This is a genomic window from Adhaeribacter terrigena, assembly GCF_016623615.1.
In the GTDB taxonomy this organism is placed as follows: Bacteria; Bacteroidota; Bacteroidia; order Cytophagales; family Hymenobacteraceae; genus Adhaeribacter_A; species Adhaeribacter_A terrigena.
In genome coordinates this window covers 15,078-35,664 of sequence record NZ_JAEHFX010000011.1, presented here as the reverse complement: position 1 = coordinate 35,664, position 20,587 = coordinate 15,078, and the positions used below count along the sequence as shown (strand labels likewise).

Annotated in this window: 17 protein-coding genes; 3 read left to right on the top strand and 14 right to left on the bottom strand. The window is 46.2% G+C overall.

The features are described 5' to 3' along the window. Positions 1-31: 31 nt before the first annotated feature. Complete coding sequence (locus I5M27_RS16975; protein WP_200507561.1) at positions 32-1,351, bottom strand: hypothetical protein; 1,320 nt, start codon at positions 1,349-1,351, stop codon at positions 32-34. A 93-nt stretch (positions 1,352-1,444) separates the two neighbouring features. Continuing rightward, a complete protein-coding gene (gene glsA, locus I5M27_RS16970; RefSeq protein ID WP_200507560.1) occupies positions 1,445-2,512 on the bottom strand; it encodes a glutaminase A in 1,068 nt (355 codons plus the stop codon). A gap of 646 nt (positions 2,513-3,158) precedes the next feature. On the opposite strand from glsA, the gene I5M27_RS16965 reads away from it, so the two are divergent. Next, positions 3,159-4,412, top strand: coding sequence for an OprO/OprP family phosphate-selective porin (locus I5M27_RS16965; protein WP_200507559.1), 1,254 nt, complete (start codon positions 3,159-3,161; stop codon positions 4,410-4,412). A 159-nt stretch (positions 4,413-4,571) separates the two neighbouring features. Here the strand turns inward: I5M27_RS16965 and I5M27_RS16960 are convergent, their stop codons facing one another. From I5M27_RS16960 to I5M27_RS16930, 7 genes are all read right to left on the bottom strand, one after another. Further along, positions 4,572-5,972, bottom strand: coding sequence for an SLC13 family permease (locus tag I5M27_RS16960; protein WP_200507558.1), 1,401 nt, complete (start codon positions 5,970-5,972; stop codon positions 4,572-4,574). A gap of 105 nt (positions 5,973-6,077) precedes the next feature. Beyond that, positions 6,078-7,211, bottom strand: a complete 1,134-nt coding sequence (locus tag I5M27_RS16955; protein ID WP_200507557.1) for a type II asparaginase — start codon at positions 7,209-7,211, stop codon at positions 6,078-6,080. Between the two features lie 23 nt (positions 7,212-7,234). Further along, positions 7,235-8,782, bottom strand: a complete 1,548-nt coding sequence (locus tag I5M27_RS16950) for an aspartate ammonia-lyase (protein ID WP_234462578.1) — start codon at positions 8,780-8,782, stop codon at positions 7,235-7,237. Positions 8,783-8,951: 169 nt separating this feature from the next. Then, complete coding sequence (locus I5M27_RS16945) at positions 8,952-10,172, bottom strand: DcaP family trimeric outer membrane transporter (RefSeq protein ID WP_200507556.1); 1,221 nt, start codon at positions 10,170-10,172, stop codon at positions 8,952-8,954. Between the two features lie 336 nt (positions 10,173-10,508). Next, complete coding sequence (locus I5M27_RS16940) at positions 10,509-10,880, bottom strand: hypothetical protein (protein WP_200507555.1); 372 nt, start codon at positions 10,878-10,880, stop codon at positions 10,509-10,511. Between the two features lie 50 nt (positions 10,881-10,930). Further along, complete coding sequence (locus I5M27_RS16935; RefSeq protein ID WP_200507554.1) at positions 10,931-11,308, bottom strand: hypothetical protein; 378 nt, start codon at positions 11,306-11,308, stop codon at positions 10,931-10,933. A gap of 12 nt (positions 11,309-11,320) precedes the next feature. Further along, on the bottom strand, positions 11,321-12,178 hold the full coding sequence (locus tag I5M27_RS16930) for a DUF2092 domain-containing protein (RefSeq protein WP_200507553.1): 858 nt from the start codon (positions 12,176-12,178) through the stop codon (positions 11,321-11,323). Between the two features lie 702 nt (positions 12,179-12,880). Between I5M27_RS16930 and I5M27_RS16925 the strand changes: the two genes are divergently transcribed. After that, the gene (locus tag I5M27_RS16925; RefSeq protein ID WP_200507552.1) at positions 12,881-13,363 is read left to right on the top strand and encodes a YqhA family protein; all 483 of its coding nucleotides are present in this window, start codon (positions 12,881-12,883) and stop codon (positions 13,361-13,363) included. A 503-nt stretch (positions 13,364-13,866) separates the two neighbouring features. On the opposite strand, the gene I5M27_RS16920 is transcribed toward I5M27_RS16925, so the two are convergent. From I5M27_RS16920 to egtB, 5 genes are all read right to left on the bottom strand, one after another. After that, positions 13,867-14,418 (bottom strand): DUF922 domain-containing protein, encoded by a 552-nt coding sequence (locus tag I5M27_RS16920; RefSeq protein WP_200507550.1) that lies wholly within the window; start codon positions 14,416-14,418, stop codon positions 13,867-13,869. Positions 14,419-14,479: 61 nt separating this feature from the next. Beyond that, a complete protein-coding gene (locus tag I5M27_RS16915) occupies positions 14,480-15,814 on the bottom strand; it encodes an MATE family efflux transporter (protein WP_200507549.1) in 1,335 nt (444 codons plus the stop codon). A gap of 128 nt (positions 15,815-15,942) precedes the next feature. Then, entirely contained in the window at positions 15,943-17,049 is a 1,107-nt protein-coding gene (locus tag I5M27_RS16910; RefSeq protein ID WP_200507547.1) for a pyridoxal phosphate-dependent aminotransferase, read from the bottom strand. Between the two features lie 5 nt (positions 17,050-17,054). Next, the gene (gene egtD, locus I5M27_RS16905; protein WP_200507545.1) at positions 17,055-18,062 is read right to left on the bottom strand and encodes an L-histidine N(alpha)-methyltransferase; all 1,008 of its coding nucleotides are present in this window, start codon (positions 18,060-18,062) and stop codon (positions 17,055-17,057) included. A 12-nt stretch (positions 18,063-18,074) separates the two neighbouring features. Next, positions 18,075-19,340: an ergothioneine biosynthesis protein EgtB gene (gene egtB / locus I5M27_RS16900; RefSeq protein ID WP_234462577.1), complete on the bottom strand. Its 1,266-nt coding sequence runs from the start codon at positions 19,338-19,340 to the stop codon at positions 18,075-18,077. A gap of 155 nt (positions 19,341-19,495) precedes the next feature. Between egtB and I5M27_RS16895 the strand changes: the two genes are divergently transcribed. Continuing rightward, complete coding sequence (locus tag I5M27_RS16895; protein WP_200507542.1) at positions 19,496-20,578, top strand: o-succinylbenzoate synthase; 1,083 nt, start codon at positions 19,496-19,498, stop codon at positions 20,576-20,578. The last annotated feature ends 9 nt before the right edge of the window (positions 20,579-20,587 follow it).

The window sequence follows — 20,587 nt, the reverse complement described above, 5'->3', positions numbered from 1 at the left end:
ATGAAAATCGATGCAGAAAAATGCCGCTTTATTACAGCAGAATATCGGTAGCTAAAGAAACCGTAGTACCGCTTTGGCCGGCCGTATAATAGCCAAAAGTGGAGCCGGCCGGCGATTTCTCGATCCGGATAACGTGCAGATTTATGCGCCAGCTGCGGGTGCCGGAAGGGAAAAAGCTCAGGCCGCCCGCCACTTCCCAGGGATTGCGTTCGAACTGGTCTCTGATCGTGGAATACGCGCCGTAGATATCCAGCTTTTTCTTGATGATCGAATAGGAAGCCTGCACATAAAAACCATCGTCGGTGATCTCCGATTCAGATTCCGGAATTGGACCGGTGGCGTTAAAGTTGGAGAGTTTGCGCAGGTATAATTCAGTTTGCAAATGGAAGCCTTTGAATTTTAAACCCAGGTCTACCGCGCCGATCTGGTAACGCGCATTCCGGATGGTTACGCCTTCTGCCAGGGAACCGGTTTCGAACAAATATACGCCGTCGGAAAGCCTGACCTGGGTTTCAGCGGGCGTTGGGTTGGAAACATCGTTAAAGCGGTTTTCGCGGGCATATACATAGGAAGCACCAAAGCGGGTTGCCAGTTTTTCGTGTTGCTCAAAATCGCCGAAGCCGCCGCGCGGACCAAATTCCCCGGTGGTTGGCATCCACCAGATACTGGCACTTTTGGTCAGATCGCGGGTTTCCTGGGTGTTGTTTATGCCCAGCGTGCTAAGGTTATTTCCCAGGAAAAGCCAGTAATTGAATCTTGGTAAGGGTTCGCCGGTAAGCCAGAAACCCCCGGTGAAACCAGGGCGGACTGCTTCTTCTGCCATTTGCCGGTCGGTGGCCATAAAATACGGCCAGGGTCCCTGCAGTGATCTGGTTCCCAGGTTAGGTCCAATTCCTGCCCCAATGCGTAAGGCTTTGTGTACCTGATAATGCATATTACCGAAAACCAGTGTTTGGCCGGTAGAAGCCAAGCCCCAAACGCTTATGGTATAGCGCAGTTTAGGCGTATAAAAAAAGCCGGAAGCCCAAACGAACGTACGGTGCCATTGAATATCGTGGCGGGTATCTACATTTCTTTCTCTGCCCAGGTGGTCGGTAAAAGATTGCGTGGCGGGCAGGTGATTGGTATACCGGATCAAACCATAAACGCTTATATTCAGGCTGCCCATCTTGCTTTTGTAAAGATCGAAACCTCGCCCAGGGCTGAATTCTCCGGCCTGGGTCGTGGGAATGGGTTCTTTTTCGATGTTCAGGGTATCGTAGGCTTCCACTTTCATGTCGTCCTGCGCCTGCACTTTTTCAGGTAAAAACCATAGCGTTATTAATAGGAGAAGCGAAAATGCGTGCTTCATAAAAACAAGAAAAGTCCCGGCTTTCTTGCTGGAAATGCCCGGGACTTTTTTTCCTGAAAAGGATACCGTTTTGCCTGAACTCATGATCGGTTTTTATTTCGGTTGGACCAGGTAAGGATTCAGGTTCAGCTTGTTTACGATGTCAGTTATTGCTTTCTGAGCGCGCACGCTGTTGCCGGCTTCATCTAATCTGGGTGAAAAGGCAGCAATACCATACTGGCCCGGAACTACTGCAATGATGCCACCGCCAACGCCGCTTTTTGCCGGCAGGCCCACATTATAGAACCAGATTCCGGAGTCGTCGTAGAGGCCGCAGGTTGCCATAACCGGCAAGGTATGCGCCACTGTTTGCGGGGAAACCACTTTTTTCTTCGTTACCGGGTTGGTTCCGCCGTTAGCAAAGGTGGCTGCCATTTGGGCCAGATCTTTGGTGTTTACATTTATCGCGCATTGCTTGGTATAAATATCAACCGATTGGGGCGGATCGAAATACATCCGTTCGAAGGAATTCATAAGGGAAGCAAGGGCCTGGTTGTGTTGGTTAGTGGCCGCTTCGCTTTTATAAACGGGATCGTTCACGGCTAATTGTCTGCCGGCAAAATCGTTGTGAACCTGCATAATGGTATTCCATTTTTCATTATAATCTTTGCCTTTGATCATGCTGGTTGAAGCAATGGCTCCGGCATTTACCAGCGGATTTATTTCCTTGCCTTTTTTATTTTCCACGATCACAGCCGAATTGAATTTTTCGCCGGTCGGGTCTACGCCGATCTTATCCTGAATTGCCTGGGCGCCATGATCTTCTATATTGCGGGCAAGCGTAATTACTTTGGAAATCGACTGGATGGAAAACAAGGCATCGATGTCGCCTTTGGAAAAAACCTGGCCGTCGGTGGTAACAATTACAATGGCAAACTGCTCGGAAGGTACTTTGGCAAGTTCCGGAATGTAGTCGGCATTTTTTCCTTCTTTCAGGTCTTTGTATTTGGTATAGGCTTCATTCAGAGCCGCTTCGATGCTGCCTTTATCGGAGGTGGCAGTTGTGCCGTCCTTGGTTTTTGATTTCTTTTTCTGGGCATTGGCTTCGAAACTTAAACCTGAAAAACAGAAAAGGAAGCAGGCTAATACCGTTGTCAGGAAGCCTGAATATCTTTTTTTCATACAATTATTCTTTAAAGTTAAAGCTGATTAAAAACTCGGGGAAAATACAATTGATTTACAGGAATAAGCCAACTGCTTTATAGCAAAAGAACAAGCAAGGTAAAGGAATGTTTTAGGGAAACTAAACCTGGTTTACTAAATGCAGGTCGACCTATTTCTTTAACTATAAATAGCTAGAAGCTAAAATTTTTATTTCAGGTAATTATACGGGAAGGGGACTCTTAACCTCCCTTTTAATGCAGCTTGCGAAGCACTCATATTTAATAAAAGTGCGGTTACCACATTAATCAAAATATTGCTGAAATGATACCAGGATTTAAACCGTAGCTTAAGCTGCACCCAACCTGGTTTTTTTACAGATGGGAAAAAGCGCTTAAGGGCTAAAGTTGGCGTTACTTTATTACAGGTTAGCAGGCAGAACAAATACGGGCATTAACTGTTAAATTTATGGAGCTTTTGCTTTCCTGCGGACATACTTTTTCCCCTTAAAAGCATAGCATATTTTAGGCAAAGCTTACGCTATCTGATTCTTAACAGCCATCCCGAAGCCATGCGTTACATAACTTTTAAATACGTTTTGTCTGATTATTCAAAGGCTGCTTGCTTTTGTAAAAAACAAATCAGAATTGTTTCCCTGGCTTTTATAATGCTCCAGTTGCCGTTTTCTTCTTTTGCCCAGGATACCACTGCAGTTGCGCCCGATTCTTCAATAGTCCGGGTAATTGAAGCCGGTGACCTGGCCGACGTGGAAACGCCACGCCGCCAACTCGTGAAATTCAATGAATACAGAGGGCCTTATTTCAGTGTGCGTGTAGGCGGCGGTTTGCTTTACGATTTTGGCACTTTTTTGCAGGACGACGAAAACAAAAAGCAGGTTGGTGATATTGAAGAAGACGTTAAATTCCGCGACGGCCGGTTTGTATTTAAGGGCAGATTCGGACCGGAAAAAATGAAACACCCGATTACCTATTCAGTAGGCATTATGTACAGCGAACCTACCAACTCGTGGTTATTCCGCGAAACGGGCATTATGATCGGGGTTCCGGAATTGTGGGGCAGCTTTTTTATTGGCCGGACCAAGGAAGGTTTTTCGCTGAATAAAGTAATGGTGGGTTACGCCGGCTGGACCCAGGAACGCTCTACCATGAGCGATGCTACCGTTCCTATTCTGGGCGATGGCATAAAGTATCTGGGTTTTCTGCCTAAACCCCGTATTGGCTGGAATGCCGGATATTTTGTAGATAAATACAACGAAGACCAATCCTTTTCCTCTTACGACAACCAGGTGGTTTTAAGGGTGATGTGGTTGCCAATCCTATCGGAAAAAGAACGGAAAGTTTTTCACCTGGGAGCCAACTTCCGGAAGGGAAATGTAGATAAAGACACCTTGCAACTACGGTCGCGGCCGGAAGCCTGGACAGCCCCCTATTTTGTAGATACGAAAGCGTTTCGGGCCACCCAAACGTTTATGTACGGCGGTGAAATTTACTACCGGCAAGGGGCCTGGCTTTTTGGCTCAGAATATTGGTTCCAGGATGTAGACTCTCCGGAAAAAGGGAATCCGCGGTTTCACGGCGGAGAAGTTGTGGCTACCTGGATGATAACCGGCGAAACACGGGCTTACAATACCGCCGGGGGATTTTTTAAAGGAATTTCGCCGGACCGGCCATTATTTAATGGTGGCTTTGGCGCACTTGAAGCGGTGTTGCGTTTGTCTTACATAGACCTGAGTGATGCGGAAATTTCCGGCGGAAAATTCTGGCGCATTACACCCATGATGAACTGGCACCTAACTGATAATTTTAGACTCGAATTTACGTACGGCTACGGTGAGCTCGACCGTTTTGGCCTGCAAGGCGGCACACAATTCTTCCAGTCACGGGTTCAGTTCCAGTTATAATCTGCTAATTTAATAAGCTAAAAATAAAGGTTAATAATGCTATGAACTGAGCATCAAAAAGCCAGTGTATCTGCACCAAAATTGCTCAATGGCTCACTGGAATTTCCATTTTCTCTTATATTAGCCAGAGAAACTAAACGAAGGTGAAATGGCAATAACTCAGAAAAGCTTTCCGCCTACCAACAAGACCCATAAGACAGCCAAAACTGGCCCCAGCACTCCGATCAGGAGCCCAACCAACCGGAAATCCTTTTGGTCCAGCAATTCTGTACTGTAAACAATGGCGTTGGCGGTAGTTGAAATGGGTAAAAAAATTGCCGTGGAAGCAGCCAAGGCAATACTAAGCGCTACTTCTTTTTCCAGTCCGGCAAGCAAGGTCATCCCTAAGGGTACCAAAATCATGGTAGAAGCAGCGTTGCTCATCAGGCCTGCAAAAATGTTGCTGACTAACGCAAAGATCAAAATAAATACGTAGGGGTTGATGTCTATGTCTTTAAACTGGTGCACATAGTGGTGCAGAATTTCTGTGGATTGCAGCGCAGCTCCGAGCGAGAGGCCACCGGCCACTAAAAAAAGGGTATCCCAGGGTAAGGCTTTCATATCGGCGCTGGTAAGCACGCGGGTAAGCGTAAGGACTACCAGTGGAATTGCCGAAACGGCGGCTACCGTAATGTCGTGCCAGGAACTAGTTAACCAGAGAAGAATCGTTACCAGCAATACCCCAATTACAATGCGTTGCTGAAAAGGCGATTCTTCTTCATTATCTTTATCATTGTCCAGAAAAGCAAGTGAAAGGGGATCATTTGTTTTTACAAATATTTTAAGTAAAAGCCAGCAGCAGAGCGCCGTAAGTACAATTGCAACCGGCAGGCCGTAAATCATCCAACTCAGGAAACTTACCCTCACGCCTTCATTTTCCAGAATACCAACAGTCATTGCATTGGCCGGGCTACCGATAATGGTGCCCATGCCACCCAAAGAAGATGCCATTGCAACGCCAAGCAACATAGCCTTGCTAATACCCGATTTTCCCAATGTATTCAGAAGCGGCATAATAGCCACCACGATCATGGCTGTAGTAGCGGTACCCGACATCAGCATGGAAGCCACCATTGTTGTGAACATCAGTACTATTAAAATATTCCGGGGGTTGGTTCCTGAATGGTGCAGCACAAACCTTAACAGTTTCATGTCCAGCCTGGTCTTCGACATGGCAGCACCCAGGAAAAAGCCGCCCAGCAAAAGCCAGATAACCCTGCTGGAGAAGGTATTCACGTACTTATCTATCGGTTCCGGATTGGAATTCAGATGTGGATTACCAAAAGTATAAGTAAGGTAGGCCAAAATAAAAAGTCCGACCGCAAACGGCGGAATGGCTTCGGTTATCCAGAGGCTGATGGCGAAGAACAACAAAAACAGCGCGTAAACCTGCGAATCGGTAAAGTTTGGCTCCCGCAAAAGCCAGGTCATTCCGAGCGAAAAAACAAGGCAGCCGATAAAGTAAATAATGGATTTCCGGCTTTTCTTTTTCTCTTTGGTATCTTTTTCTGCCTTGTTCATAATCGTGGTCTTTGCAAATACACCGGAAAACGATATTGAATTCAGCGCAAAAACTGCTGGTGTTTGCGCTGAATTCAATAGAGGTAAGTAGGGAATCCAGATCCGTTAATATTCCTCAAAGAGACGTTGCAGATCTTCCGGTTTACGGTTTTTCAACAAGGCCAGTGTTAGCAATATTCTGGACTTTTGCGGGTTCAGTTCATGAGAGGCAATGGTGCCGTATTCTGCGTCTTTAATTTCCACATCGCGGCCAACATCGCCGGTTCCAACGCGGGTACTTCTTACCACAACCACACCTTTTTTGGTGGCTCTTTTTACTGCTTCCAGCGCAGCTTTGGTCATATTTCCATTTCCCAGACCGGCAATTACAATACCTTTTGCTTTATTTTTTACGGCGGCGTCAATCATTTCCCCGTCCATATCTACATAGCCATAAACGATATCCACTCTTGGCAACGTTTTTACTCCATCTACTGAAAATTCACTTTTGTTTCCGAATTTTTTGTGCGGCACGCGATAGAATTCATTTTTGCCATAATTGGAAGTTCCCATTATACCCCGCATAGGCGACATAAAAGTTTGAACGGCAGTAGTGCTTACTTTTACAAAGCTTTGCGCCGAATGGATCCAGTCGTTCATAACCAGCATTACGCCGTGATTTTTGGCTTCCGGATCGGCGGCTACCGAAATGGCGTTGTAGAGATTTAACGGGCCGTCGGCGCTCATGGCAGTACTTGGACGCATAGAACCTACCAGCACTACCGGTTTATCGGTTTTTACCACCAGGTTCAGGAAATAAGCGGTTTCCTCCATTGTATCGGTGCCGTGGGTAATTACTACGCCGTCGGTGCCGGATTTGGTAAGTTCGTTAATGCGGTTGGCCAGTTTCAACATAATCTCGAAACTCATATCCTGAGAACCCACGTTGGAGATTTGTTCCCCTTTAATATTGGCCAGTTTTTTGGCATCAGGTACGGCGTCTACCATCGCATCGATGGTTACCTGTCCGGAAGTATAGCCGGCCTGCGTACCGGAGGCTGCAGCACCGGCAATGGTGCCACCGGTTGCCAGAATTACCACATTAGGCAGGGCAGGTTTATTTATAGAAGGTGATTTTATTGTTTTGGTTCCGCCAGCCGGGGCAAACGAAGCCAGTACCGGTTTCGTTTGTGCTACGGCATTCCCAGAAAGCAACGCGCAAGCTAGAAAAGCAATAGTAAAGGCGTTAAAATTTTTCATAATGCAAATTGCTTTAAGATTGATTATTTTGTTTTCGATTTCGCTTTTTTGTTCTTTTTGCCGCCGGAAGCTTTTTTATCGGCAGGAGCGGCTGATGCACCCGCAATAGGGGTTGGGGCCGTTAATTTTGCCGGATCCATAAGCTCTTTGATCTGGGCATCAGTAAGCAGGTTTTTCTCCTTTATCAGTTCCAGAATTCCTTTATCTGACTGTAAAGCTTCTTTGGCCAGTTCGGTAGTTTTGTCATAACCCAGCACCGGGTTCAGGGCGGTTACGATGCCCACGCTGCGCTCCATGTAATGCTTCAGGACTTTTTCGTTGGCCGTAATACCCTCTATGCATTGCTTCCGGAACAACGGAATACCTTTAAAGAACAAACCCTGCGATTCCATAATTGCAACTGCTACCACAGGTTCGTAAGCATTTAACTGCAGCAGACCGTCCTGTGAGGCCATGGTCACGGTCATATCGTTGCCGATGGCTTTAAAACATATTTCGTTCATCAGTTCCGGCATAACCGGGTTTACTTTGCCCGGCATAATGGAAGACCCCGGCTGAATGGGCGGCAGGTTGATCTCGAAAATGCCCGTGCGCGGCCCGGAAGCCAGGAAGATCAGATCGCTGGAAATTTTAGAAAGGGTTATCGCCAGGTTTTTCATTGCGCCGGAAAACATTACAAAGCCCTGCATACTGGAAGTTGCAGCCACCAGATCTTTACTTAAATGCATTGGTTTACCGGTAATTTTTGCCAGGTGCACGGCGCATTTTTCGGCGTAACCCGGCGAGGCAGTAATCCCGGTACCAATAGCGGTTGCGCCCATATTTTCTTCGTACAGGTAAGCCTCCGATTTTACCAGGGCATCGATGGCGGCATCTATCTGGTAGCCAAAGGCGTGAAATTCCTGGCCTAAGGTCATGGGTACTGCATCCTGGCCTTCGGTGCGGCCTAATTTTAACAGGTTTTTGAATTCGTCGCCTTTTTTATGAAACGCCGCCGATAAAGCCCTTGCTTCTTTTACAACCTTGTCGTTGTGAAGCAGCATGGCTACGTGAAGCGTGGTGGGGTATACATCGTTGGTTGACTGGCCCATATTCAGGTCGTCGTGCGGCTCAATAAACTGGTATTCCCCTTTTTTATGGCCGCTCATTTCGAGGGCAATGTTGGCTAGTACTTCATTGGCATTCATATTGGCCGAAGTTCCGGCGCCCCCTTGATACAGATCTACCAAAAAATGTTCGTGGTATTTTCCATCCATCACAGCCAGGCATGCTTTTTCTATGGCCGCGAGTTTTTCCGGCTTCAGCCTGCCATCTTCGGCATTGGCGCGGGCCGCCGCCAGTTTAACCATTGCGTAAGCCTTTACATAATCCGGGTAGAAACTGGTCGGAACGCCGCTTACCTGGAAATTTTCGAGTGCCCGGGCAGTTTGTACGCCATAATAAGCATCTGCCGGAATTTGTTTCTCTCCCAACAGATCTTTTTCAGTACGGGTTGTCTGAGCAAAAAGGGAATTCCCGACTGAACTGACTATAATAAGTGCAAGCGCAGGATAACGTAATTTTATTTTCATAATTAGAGGCTTTAATATTAAAATGCAATTGCCTTGCAGCTTGCTGCAACAACCTTCACCTTACTTTTTGACCTGAAAAGGATAGCGTTTTTTATTTCCTTTCAGGAAAGTTTTGTGAATAGCTGTCCATTTTTGCCATCAGCTATGCCGGGTGAAATTCCGTTGCTGATCAGGGTTTAGGTTCGTGGTAAAAAGTGTGGGAGAAATTGTATTTGAAAGTGAGCTGTATCTTGGATGTATCATAATCCCAGCCGTCTTTAAAATTCTCGCGGGCGCCCCATTGGTATTCAATACCCACCAATGCATTTTCTGTAGGATAATAGAGGAGGTTAGCCAAAGCGTATTGTCCTTTTTTGAAAGCATCGGGCGTTTGAGCATTGGAGTTGTCGATATCGAGCATGGAATAGCCGATCGAGGTGCTGAATTTATCGCCCCAGTAACGGTCGTAAAAAGCCACAACGCCAAGCATTGGCAAAGCCACTCCTTCAAGTGGGCGGTTCGCATCACCGGGCCGGTTCTGGATCCCGATATCTACCGGGGCATCGTTCATATAGTTTTGAATGCCTTCGCCGTAAACCACCTGCAATTTCAACATGTCTTTTTTGAAGAATTTAATGCCGGAACTCAGGTTCAGACCCCAGCCGGTTGCATCACCGCTGAAGTCTAACGAAATGGTGTCTTTATCTTCCCAGGCGATCTTGCGTACTATACCGGCCAGTTCTACATAACCCCAGGAACTGCCATACCGGTATTCAGCCGAAAGATCGGGCAGCGAAAAATCCGGTGAAATTCCGTCGAGCTCGATCCGATCGGAATAAATTCCCTGGTCAGCACTAGCTCCCGGGCGTTCCAACGCAAAAGTCAGCCGGGTATCGCCCTGGATTGGCATGTAGCGGATCTGAACGTTGCGGAAGAAAACCATTCCGTTCGGGCCCCAGTATTCTACAGAATTCGGGAAAACGTCGATGTCCATAAAAGGGCTCCAGTATTGGCCGGCGCCCCATTTACCCAGTTCGCCGTAAGCGTGGCGAAGGCGCAGAGTTGTTTGTCCGGCATCTACCCCGGTTCCAAACAATTCAAATTCGAAAATGGTCCTTAATTCGCCTTTGCTGGTTGGGAAATAATTTTTCACCCCGAAACGGGTTTGCCTTACACTGAAATAAGTCTGACCATCGGCACCATATTGGTCTTTAAAGGCCGGCAATTTGGTGGGCCGCATCGTATCGAACCAGTCCGATTGTATCTGCCCAAAATTATAGCCGGCATCCATCATGGTAAAGCCATAAATTTCCATGGCCTTTTGCTTTTCCGGTGGCGGGGCATCTTGTGCGCTTGCGCCTACTGCAAAAAAGCAGCATACCACGGCAATGATTTTTGTTAAATGCTTCATGATTTTAAGCAGTTTATTAACAGCGGTTTAAATGAAAGAAGGTAATACACGAGTGCTTTTTCAGACTGAAGCAATTAAAAAAAACTAATTGTCAGGCTAAAAAAAGACGGTCATTCTGAGCTTTTTGAAGGAACATATTTTTACTTCGTTGGTATTTAAGCGACCCAAGGAAGAGCCTTTCGTTCGGAATTTGGTATGCGATAATTCTCTTTGCATGGTAGGGAAGACGTAATAAATTTGTTTAATCTAACTTCCGGTTCGCGATACTTTTTAGGGCGTTTTCTATAGCGTTTTGTAACCTGGCCGGGTCTAAAGGTTCGTGCAGCAGCAGTTTTATTAACGCTGCACCTGCACGTATACTACCGTAGTACCCTCCATTTGCGCTTCATAATAAATACCGTTACAATTGTATAACCCATTTTCATCGGCACAATTACCGGGCAGCGAATAAAGCACCGCTGCCGTGGCTGCAGCTGCGGCGGCAGGCGCCGGCTCTACATAGCCGGTATTATTTCCTTCCATATAGTCATGCCTTCTGTCTACTCGTCTGGCAGTACGACGGGAGGTTCCGCGCACATCCATCCGGGCCTGCTGGTTGCGGATGCCCTGCGCGATTACCAGCATCTCTTCTGAAAAAAGTAATATCAGAAAGAAGGTGGCCAGCAAGGCACTTATTTTCTTGATGCGGTTTGTAGTTGTTTTTTTCATTTCTTTGGTTGGTTAAGGTGGGTAGTTTCCGGATTCGAGCCTGGAATCAATTAGTCATCAATTTCCACCTGAATATAAACCACTTCGTTGCCCTGCATTTGCGGTTGGTAATAGGTGCCGCCGCAGTTATAGTAGCCATTGTAATCTGTACAGCCGCTGGGCAATGAGTAAACGGCCGCTGCGGTAGCGCCCACAACGGCTGCAGCGGCAACCGGAGCAGCATAATAACCGCCGTAAGTTCCCCGGCTGCCATTCCAATAGTCGTGTCTTCTGTTTACCCTCCGCGCAGTACGGCGTGAAGTGCCGCGCACATCCATCCGGGCCCGCTGGTTGCGAATGCCCTGTGCTAATAAGAGTATCTCTTCCGCGGCAAGCAGCATCAGGAAGAAGGCGGCCAGTAGTATTGCGAATTTTTTATACCGTTTCATAACTGTGCATTATTATTTCTTTTTCGTATTACTGGCAGTCGGAGCATCGCCAAGGCGCATAAAAGGAATTTTTTTGGAATTGGCCGGCGGGCTAAAAACAAATTGCTGATCAGCGAAATCAGGCCCGGTTCCTTGTTTCCAATCCGTAAAATTCACGATGAATTCCGGGCGGGCCGGGATATTTTTAGAGATGATCTTATACCGGAGCGGCACCGGAGAAGAACCTTTCTGAATCCAGATATCCCAGTCAACTTCTTTGCTTTTAAAGGCTAAATGGTTGCTGGCTTTGCCGTTTATAACTTCCTCGCCTACTAACTGGCCCTGGGTAGCTTCTTCCATTAAGCCTTTATAAGGGTTAGAGTAGATCAGGTCAGCGCCGGGCGGATCCATCTGGAATCTATCGCGGGCACTATCCAGGGCGGCATCTAACGTTGGCGGGGCCTCAGCTACGGCATACATATTCGCATTTTTGCCTAATACCGTAAACTGTTTGCCGTCATAATACACAGCTGCATCACGGTTGTTGTTTTTGGCGTTTACCCGCAATTTATTCGGCCGTTTTACAAACACTTCAGAACTGTAGGTGAGTTGTTCCTTTTTTTTGTCTTTGTCTACCACCTCGTAAGAACCCTGCGATTTATAGGAAAATTGCTGCATCGCGGTGAGGTGGTCACTCATTTGTTTCAGAATTTTATCTGCCTGTTTATCAATTTTGGGAGTCTGAATTTTAGCCGAGAACAGGTTTAACGTTTCGGTTTTTCCATACGAAACCGATAGCATTTTCCAGCTTATGCTTATTATGGCAATAAGCATAACCGAAAACCAAAACCATCTTGCCGCAGCCGGCTTTTTTTTATCTGGATTGTTCATGTTAAAGAAATTAAAAGTTTGTGTTTTTTAAGTTATGCAGTTTCGAAATTTCAGTAGGAAGGTAATCCGTTCTAGTTTTTGAATTATAAACAATCGGCGGTAGGGTTCGGGTGTGCGTTCTACTAAAAGACACAGGTTGTTCACCAATAATTTTTTACACTCTGCCAACAATATCCTGTTATAAGTGTTTTTTAGGATTTTTAAAGCAGCTATTAATCACTTTTTTGAAAGGTTAAAGCAACTAAATGATCCGTTCAGGTTTGTTCAGGAGCGCTTAGTTCAGAATTAAACATTTTAGAGGAATTATGGTATTCATCATAATACCTTCCGTTCATAATTACTAAACAAACAAAACCAGAATTGTATTTTGGGAATGAAGGCTGATCAGGAAACTTCAGATCCAGTTATTCTTCCGGAAATAAAGGAAGCTCCTGCAGTTATGCTCTGGAGTACAAGTAGAACGCCATTGATACCGGCGGGAAATCCGAATGCTGCAATTGACCGATTTCACACCCGGCCATTAGGTTTTTTGGCATCAGGGGTAAGCTAAATTAAAAAGCAAAAAACGGTAGGGTTTTGAAGCAAAAAACTACGCTGTTAAGATCAGGAAAATGACCACCGCCTTTCGCTTTTAATTAATCTTCAAAATTAATTTCAATTACGAATGTCAATAAGTATTTCTATCGCTTAAGTCCACTGGAAATGAAAAATTTACTTCTTATCCGTTATGTATATATAATAGCGGTAATTTTCACTTTAATCAATTCAATTTTTTTCCTGATCTCTGGCGTTATTGAATCTGTTCACGGTTTCCAGATATTTTTCAGGAAATTGGTGACCGGCGAAAAGATATTAATAGGTATTTATTTTATGGAAGCTTTAGACAGATTTCTGATAGCTTTTGTATTTATGATATTCAGCTTAGGGATTTATAAACTTTTCTTTGTAAAAGAGCAACACATTGAGAATTTACCTTCGTGGCTCCAGATCGATAATTTTAAGGAGTTGAAGGTGCTGCTTTGGGAAACCATTATGGTAACCCTGGTAGTTTTTACCATTTCTATGATTGTAAACACCACCGCTGTAAAAGGGATAACGATCAGCAGTTTAGGTTGGAATGCTTTAGTACTACCGAGCATTATCCTTATCTTATCGTTAAGCTTGTTTTTTATGCGGAAAGGATAGCGTTTCAGAGAAATTTCCCCCTGCAAAACTTCCCTTAAAATCTGAGATCTATTACGCTTATTTATTGCATTGGTAGTTCATTATATGCCGGTATTTTTAAGCCTAAACGAACGTTGCGTATTACACCTAGCCCGGTAATTTCAATACTTTTTCAATTCAAATTGCTACCGTTTATTGCTTGTATTTTCTGATTGCCAAGTAAGGGAAAAGTTAATAAAAAGGGGGAAGAGAACTCTTTAAACCTTTAAAAACGCTATTGTTTTGCGCCTTAAAAGTAACCCGACTCGTTTTTATGAAGCATGAAAAAGCAACTTCAATAATAACTTGAATTTATAGCAGGCACAACATTCTGATTCCCTTCGGAAAATAGTTTAAAGCTAAGTACAAATTAATTAAGGAATAAAAAAAGGAGGCAATTTGCCTCCTTTTCATAGAATTTGAATTCGCTTAATACTGGTTTTTAAGCTGGTAAATGGGAAGTTGTTTGTATAGAACAATCGGGTTTAGTCTTTATCGGCGTAAGCTTCCAGGCTTTTCAGTTCGGCGTTCACTTTATCCGCCCAGACTTTCATTTTTTCCTGATCCAGACCGTGGTTGGTTTCTTTGTCGTATATATCTTCCTGTTTTTTCCATTCGTCGAAAACCCGGGTGGCAATTTTGTTTAACTGCTCAGAATTATCGCAGGCGTTTTTCAGGGAAGTAAGTTCTTTGAATAAGCGGCGCGCGTAAATTTCGGTAATATCAAAATGCAGCTGTTCGTGGAAAAGCAGGCGTTCTGATTTCTTGTTTTTCGACCAGGACTCGTGCGGGGCAAAAGTAGATTCGATCTTTACTTTCAGTTCACCGTTATCGCATTTGGCCTTCATGTCGATGTTGGTGGCGGTGAGGGCGTGCAGCGGATCCTGGGCGTTGGCTTTGCCTTTAAAATCCTCCCAGGTCAGGCGGCGCGAGGCTTTCCAGGAAATTTCGTCGGCTACGGTTACAACCGGTTTTGCTGGATTTTCGAAGCTCAGAAACCAGCTAAAAATGAAGGATAAATGCGTGATAAATAACATAATAGCAAAAGGCTATGTTTTTTCAGCCTGAAACTATAACGTAATTTCGGCAGAAAAATGTTCAGTGCGTGTGGCTTAATTTCCGGAAACGCAGGTAAAGCAAAACGGCCGCAATGGTAAGGCCTACCAGCAAACCCGTCCAGACGCCGTAAACGCCCATTCCGAACTTAAAACCCAGCAAATATCCCATTGGCAAAGCCACCACCCAATACGCCAGCAGCGAGATCAGGCCCGGTACTTTCACATCTTCCAGCCCGCGTAACACGCCTAAACCTACCACCTGCACGCCATCGGAGATCTGAAAAATGCCCGCAATAACCAGCAAACCAGCCGCGTACTGAATTACCTCTGTATTATTGGTGTACCAATGCGGAATTACATTTTGCAGGAAAACAAAAAGCAGCGCACACAAGGTCATGAAGATAATGGCCAGGATCATGTTGCTGTTGCCGGCTCTGCGCAGTTCCGAAAAATCGTTACGGCCCGCCTGCATGCCAACCCGAATAGTGCCTGCCGCCGCCAGGCCGCTGGCCATCATGTAAGAAACCGAAGCCGTGCTGATCGCGATCTGGTGGGCGGCCAGTTCTTTGGCCCCGATCCAACCGATCATGACCGCCGAAAAACTGAAAGCGCCTACTTCGAAGATCATTTGCACCGAAATGGGAAACGCAATTTTTGTGATACGTTGCATGTGGATGAACGACAAATATTTGCGTTTAAAATGGTAGCTGTATTGTTTGAAATCTTCGGAACGCATCACGTAAAACGCCATGATAACAGCCATTAAAAAACGGGCAATACAGGTGGCAATTGCTGCGCCGTTCATGCCTAGTTCCGGCAAACCAAACTTCCCATAGATCAGGGCATAAACCAGTATAACATTTAATACGTTGGTAAAAATCGAAATAAGCATGGGCGGTTTGGTAATGGACATACCCTCGGCAAATTGCTTGAAACTCTGAAATACCATGAGCGGCAGCAGGGATAAAAACATAATGCTGATGTATGGCACCGCTTTTTCTACCACTTCTACCGGTTGGTTCAGGTAAGCGACCATGGGGGCAAAAAAGTAACCCGCAGCGGCCAGAATAATCCCGAAAAACGTGCATAAAACCGTGCCGTTTACCAGCAGCAAAGACATGCGGTTATGATTATTATTGCCGGCCGCCGAAGCAACCAGCGGCGTGATGCTATAAGAAATGCCCATCCCGAAAACCATAGCAATTACAAAAACGCTGTTGGCCAGCGAAGAAGCCGCCAGCTCGGTGGTGCCCAGTTGGCCCACCATCATGCTGTCGAAAATGTTAACCATAATATGGCCCAACTGGCTCAGCACAACCGGATAAGCTAAAAAAATATTGGCCTTGAAATGGTCTTTGTAAGTGAGGGCGTACATAAAAAAACGGTAGGATTTGGGGGCGCAAAAGTAGGCAGGATTTACCAGAATAAACGCTATGTTTCCTGGTAATTACGCAAGTTTTCTGAATTGGATAAAATTGCGTTAACCGTATTAAGCGGGCGAAATTAGGCCAGCGCCAGAAAATCTTCTAACCGCTTCAAAGCTTCCAGCAGATCTTTTTCCGGAACGGCAAACGTAATGCGGACATTCCCCGGCGCATTGAATTTTTCACCGGGCTGCATCAGAATTTTAAGTTCTTCCTGCAGATACCGGCAAAAAGTTTCGGAAGTGGTAAGGCCTTTTTGCCGCAGTTTCCCGGTTTTCAAAAGATGGGTTAGGTCTGCAAAAATGTAGTACGCTGCCTGCGGTTTTAAATAGGAAATTCCGGGTTGTTTATCGAGCCAGTGGCAGATTATTTCCCGGTTTTTATGCAGGGCTTGCAGTCGTTCCGGTAAAAAATCCGGCAGGGTTTCTAAAGTAGCCACCGCACCTTCCTGGATAAAAGGGTTTACGCCGGAAATAGTGGTTTGCTGAAAATGCACGCACTTTTCCAGTATTTCCATTGGTGCAATAATATAGCCGATCCGCCAGCCGCTCATTCCGAAATTCTTCGAAAACCCGTTCACCAGCATAAGTTTTTGCTGCAGATCCGGAAACTCCGTAAGCGAAGTAATCTTTTGCTGGTCGTAAACGATCAGGTCGTAAATTTCATCGCTCAGAATTTTAATTTCCGGGTATTTTTCCAGCACCTGCAGCCAGCCGGCAATTTCCGGCTTTGCATAAATTTTGCCGGTCGGGTTGCCCGGGTTCGAATAGAGGAACAGCTTTGTTTTTCCGGAGATCAGACTTGCCAGCTTTTCTGGTCGAATTGCATAATTGTCTTCCGGTACAGTTTCCAGCAAAACCGGTTTTACCTGCAGCAGTTTAAAAATTTCAGTAAAACCAAACCAGGCAGGAGCAGGCAGGATCACTTCGTCGCCGGGTTTTAAAAGCACGGAAAACAAGGTGAAAAGGGCATGTTTGGTGCCGGCTGTGATCAGTACATTTTCCGGAGAAAGGTTTACTTGGTAACCGGATTTGTACCGTTTGGCAACAGCTTCGCGCAAAGTCGGCAAACCCGCAATTTCCCCGTAAAACGTTTCGTTTTTCCGCAGCGCTGCAATGGTGTTTTCTACTGCCGCGGGCGGGCTTAAAAAGTGCGCCGCTCCCGAAGCCAGATCCAGGATTTTCATGGCGGTTACATTACGCGGAATAGCACATCGGCAAAATAATGTTTTTCGTCGGTAAAGAATTGTTCGGACTTTAGACCTGCCTTTTTACCCAGTTCCTCAATCTGAGCCGGGGTATATTTATGCGAGTTTTCGGTGTGAATGGCTTCCCAGGCAGCAAAAGAAACGCGATGGTTTAGGGCCGAAAAAGTAACCGTCTGCTGTTTTTTACTTACCAGGTAACTTTTCACCACGCCTTCGAGCGGATCGTAATCGGTGAAATGTTCGAACTGTTTCAGGTTAAAATCAGCGCCTAATTCGCGGTTCAGGCGTTTGAGCAGATTGAGGTTAAAAGCGGCCGTTACCCCGGCGGCATCGTCGTAAGCCTGCCGGATAGTGCGCGGATCTTTGCGCAGATCGAAACCTACCAACACTTTATCTTCCGGCTTTAAATATTTGCGGATCTCCTGCAAAAATTCCAGGTCGCCGTTGTCTTCAAAATTACCGATGTTGGAACCTAAGAACAAAACCACTTTGCGGCCTTCCTTATTGTGCTGCAGCCAATGCAGCGCTTTAAAATAATCGCCGGCAAAACTTTCGGTTCTTAAGGCGGGGAGTTCCGTTTGTAAACTGCTTTCCAGTTGCTTCAGAATATCGCCGGAAATATCGACGGGCACATACTCGAAATCAGCTTTCATGTGCAGCAGTTGCCGGAGCAGGATTTTGGTTTTTAAGCCGTCGCCGGCACCTAATTCCACCAGGTGAAAAAAATCGGTTAGCCCGAAAAAGCCGGCAATTTCAGCCTGCTGCTCTTCCAGGATCTTAAATTCCGTTCGGGTAGGGTAATACTCGGGCAGTTCCATGATCTGCTGAAATAATTTACTACCGGCGCCATCATAAAAATATTTGGAAGAAAGGCTTTTCGGAGTTTGCGTCAGACCAGCCAGCACGTCGCGGGCCAGTTCCGGATCGTAGTTTTTTACGCCTTCGTTTTCCACGTTCGCATTGGTTTGGGGAGCGTTAGTAATAAATTCCATAGTTTGTTTTAGCTATTCCGCCAGCCGGATTCCGGAAAATTGCCAGCGTTTGTCAGGATGAAAAAAATTGCGGTAAGTGGGGCGGATGTGGTTTTGCGGCGTTGCGCAGGAACCGCCGCGCAGCACCATCTGGTTGATCATAAATTTGCCGTTATACTCGCCCAGCGCGCCGGGCGCTTTGCTGAAATGCGGGTAAGGGTGGTAAGCGCTGTAGGTCCATTCCCAAAGGTCGCCCAGCAATTGCGAGCAGGTTTCGCCTGGTGTCGCGGTCCTGGCCCCAAACTTTTTTTGTTCCAGAAAATTGCCCTTTGCCGGATCCGGATGGAATTGGTTACAGGCAATTTCCCATTCAAATTCGGTAAGTAAACGCTTGCCGGCCCAGGTTGCGTATGCGTTGGCTTCGTAAAAGCTGATGTGCGTTACAGGTGCGTGCAGGTCAATGTCTTCCAGGCCATGCATGGTGAAATGCTGCCACCGGCCTTCGTGCTGAAACCAGTAAAGCGGCGCTTCCCAGTGTTCGGTGGTGGCCAGTTCAAAGCCTTCGCCGAGCCAGTGCCGGAAATCCCGGTACCCGCCGGCCTGCATAAATTCCAGGTATTCGGCATTGGTTACCAGCCGGTTCATAATGCTGAAATCTTCTACGTAAACCGTGTGCACGCCCAATTCATTGTCGAAGCAAAAGTCTTTTCCCTGGTAACCAATTTCGTGCAAACCGCCTTTTACGCGCAACATTACAGGTTTTACCGCTTTGGAGGTTAGCTTATTGGCTGGTTTTGGCAGGTAAGCCGGTAGCAGGGGATTGGTGCTCAGAATGAATTTGATGTCGGTAATCAGTAGTTCCTGGTGCTGCTGTTCGTGCTGTAGGCCAAGTTCCAGCACCGGGTTAATTTCGGTTAGTTTTTCGACGGAAGTTTGGCTTAAAAACTCCTGCATGTGTTCGTTCACGTAAGCGCGGTACTGGTAAACTTCCTGCAGGGTGGGCCGGGTTACCGTGCCGCGCTGGTTACGCAAAACCCGGCTGCCGATGCTGTTGTAATACGAATTAAAAAGGAAGCTGTATTTGGGATGAAATACCCTATAGCCTGGCAGGTGCGGTTCCAGCACAAACGTTTCGAAAAACCAGGTGGTATGTGCCAGGTGCCATTTAGGCGGACTTACATCGATAATGGGTTGTACCACCGTGTCTTCGGGTTGCAAGGGCTGGCAAATTTCTTCGGTTTGAGTTCTGACGGCCAGAAAGCGGGCGGTTAGAGGGTGGTGTGCAGTTTCTACCGGCAAAAACATACGGTTTTAAAAAATTGGTGAATTCAGGTTTTTATTTAAACTCATTTTTTGATGAAAGGTTTGGCAATTCCTGAACGCTGCAGGCTCAAAACCGTAGTAAATCCGCGCAAACTATCTTACTTTTAAGCGCTTAAATCCTCCCGTTTTTCATGGCTTTTCAACTCCTTTTTTCCCGTCACAACCTGCAGTTCAAATTCGATGCCCGTACTTCGCGGGGCAGTTTAACTTCGCATACAGCTTATTACATGAAACTTTCCGAAACTAAAAATCCGGAAATTACTGGTTGGGGAGAGGCTGCTCCGCTCGAAGGGTTGAGCGTAGATTTTCGGCCCGATTTCGAAGCGAAGGTCGAAGCGTTTTGCCAGACTTTTAATGCGCAAAAACATAGCGTTTTTTCAGATGCTGAAAGCTGGATCAGGGAGCAAGAATTGCAGGAGCTTCCGGCCCTGAAATTTGCCTTGGAAACGGCTTTGTTCGATTATAAAAACGGCGGCCGGAAAATAATTTTCGATACTGACTTTACGCGCGACGAAGCCGGTATCCCGATAAATGGTCTGGTATGGATGGGCGACGAAAAATTCATGCAGCAGCAGATCAACCAGAAACTTGAGCAGGGGTATACCTGCCTGAAACTTAAAATTGGCGGCCTCGATTTTGAAACGGAATTGAAAATGCTGGCATCCGTAAGAGAAATGGCCAGCCCCGAAAAATTACAGATCCGGCTCGATGCCAACGGTGCTTTCAGCCCGAAAGAAGCGCTGGAAAAACTCGGCAGGCTTTCGGAATTCTCCATTCATTCCCTGGAACAGCCTATTAAACCGAACCAATACGCAGCCATGCAAAAGATCTGCGCCGAAAGTCCGGTTCCGATCGCGCTGGATGAAGAACTGATCGGGGTGATGGAACCGGCGGCGCAGGAAAAAATGCTCGACCAGATCCGGCCGCAGTTCATCATTTTAAAACCAACCCTGGTCGGAGGCCTGGAGGCTAGCAAGAAATGGATAGACCTGGCCGAAAAACGCAATATTGGTTGGTGGATCACTTCGGCGCTGGAATCGAATATCGGGTTGAATGCCATTGCCCAGTTTACTTCTACTTTTTCTGATCTGATTCCGCAGGGTCTGGGTACGGGGCAGCTTTATCACAACAATATTGCTTCGCCGCTGCTTATAGAAAAAGGGTATCTTTTCTACCGCAAAAACCTGGGCTGGCAAACCGAGATCTCAGACTGAAACAGAAGT

What these genes read in the sequence shown, in the direction of transcription:
- I5M27_RS16975 (WP_200507561.1), bottom strand. Translation starts at nt 1,351, where the DNA reads ATGAAGCACGCATTTTCGCTTCTCCTATTAATAACGCTATGGTTTTTA.
- glsA (WP_200507560.1), bottom strand. Translation starts at nt 2,512, where the DNA reads ATGAAAAAAAGATATTCAGGCTTCCTGACAACGGTATTAGCCTGCTTC.
- I5M27_RS16965 (WP_200507559.1), top strand. Translation starts at nt 3,159, where the DNA reads ATGCTCCAGTTGCCGTTTTCTTCTTTTGCCCAGGATACCACTGCAGTT.
- I5M27_RS16960 (WP_200507558.1), bottom strand. Translation starts at nt 5,972, where the DNA reads ATGAACAAGGCAGAAAAAGATACCAAAGAGAAAAAGAAAAGCCGGAAA.
- I5M27_RS16955 (WP_200507557.1), bottom strand. Translation starts at nt 7,211, where the DNA reads ATGAAAAATTTTAACGCCTTTACTATTGCTTTTCTAGCTTGCGCGTTG.
- I5M27_RS16950 (WP_234462578.1), bottom strand. Translation starts at nt 8,782, where the DNA reads ATGAAAATAAAATTACGTTATCCTGCGCTTGCACTTATTATAGTCAGT.
- I5M27_RS16945 (WP_200507556.1), bottom strand. Translation starts at nt 10,172, where the DNA reads ATGAAGCATTTAACAAAAATCATTGCCGTGGTATGCTGCTTTTTTGCA.
- I5M27_RS16940 (WP_200507555.1), bottom strand. Translation starts at nt 10,880, where the DNA reads ATGAAAAAAACAACTACAAACCGCATCAAGAAAATAAGTGCCTTGCTG.
- I5M27_RS16935 (WP_200507554.1), bottom strand. Translation starts at nt 11,308, where the DNA reads ATGAAACGGTATAAAAAATTCGCAATACTACTGGCCGCCTTCTTCCTG.
- I5M27_RS16930 (WP_200507553.1), bottom strand. Translation starts at nt 12,178, where the DNA reads ATGAACAATCCAGATAAAAAAAAGCCGGCTGCGGCAAGATGGTTTTGG.
- I5M27_RS16925 (WP_200507552.1), top strand. Translation starts at nt 12,881, where the DNA reads ATGAAAAATTTACTTCTTATCCGTTATGTATATATAATAGCGGTAATT.
- I5M27_RS16920 (WP_200507550.1), bottom strand. Translation starts at nt 14,418, where the DNA reads ATGTTATTTATCACGCATTTATCCTTCATTTTTAGCTGGTTTCTGAGC.
- I5M27_RS16915 (WP_200507549.1), bottom strand. Translation starts at nt 15,814, where the DNA reads ATGTACGCCCTCACTTACAAAGACCATTTCAAGGCCAATATTTTTTTA.
- I5M27_RS16910 (WP_200507547.1), bottom strand. Translation starts at nt 17,049, where the DNA reads ATGAAAATCCTGGATCTGGCTTCGGGAGCGGCGCACTTTTTAAGCCCG.
- egtD (WP_200507545.1), bottom strand. Translation starts at nt 18,062, where the DNA reads ATGGAATTTATTACTAACGCTCCCCAAACCAATGCGAACGTGGAAAAC.
- I5M27_RS16895 (WP_200507542.1), top strand. Translation starts at nt 19,496, where the DNA reads ATGGCTTTTCAACTCCTTTTTTCCCGTCACAACCTGCAGTTCAAATTC.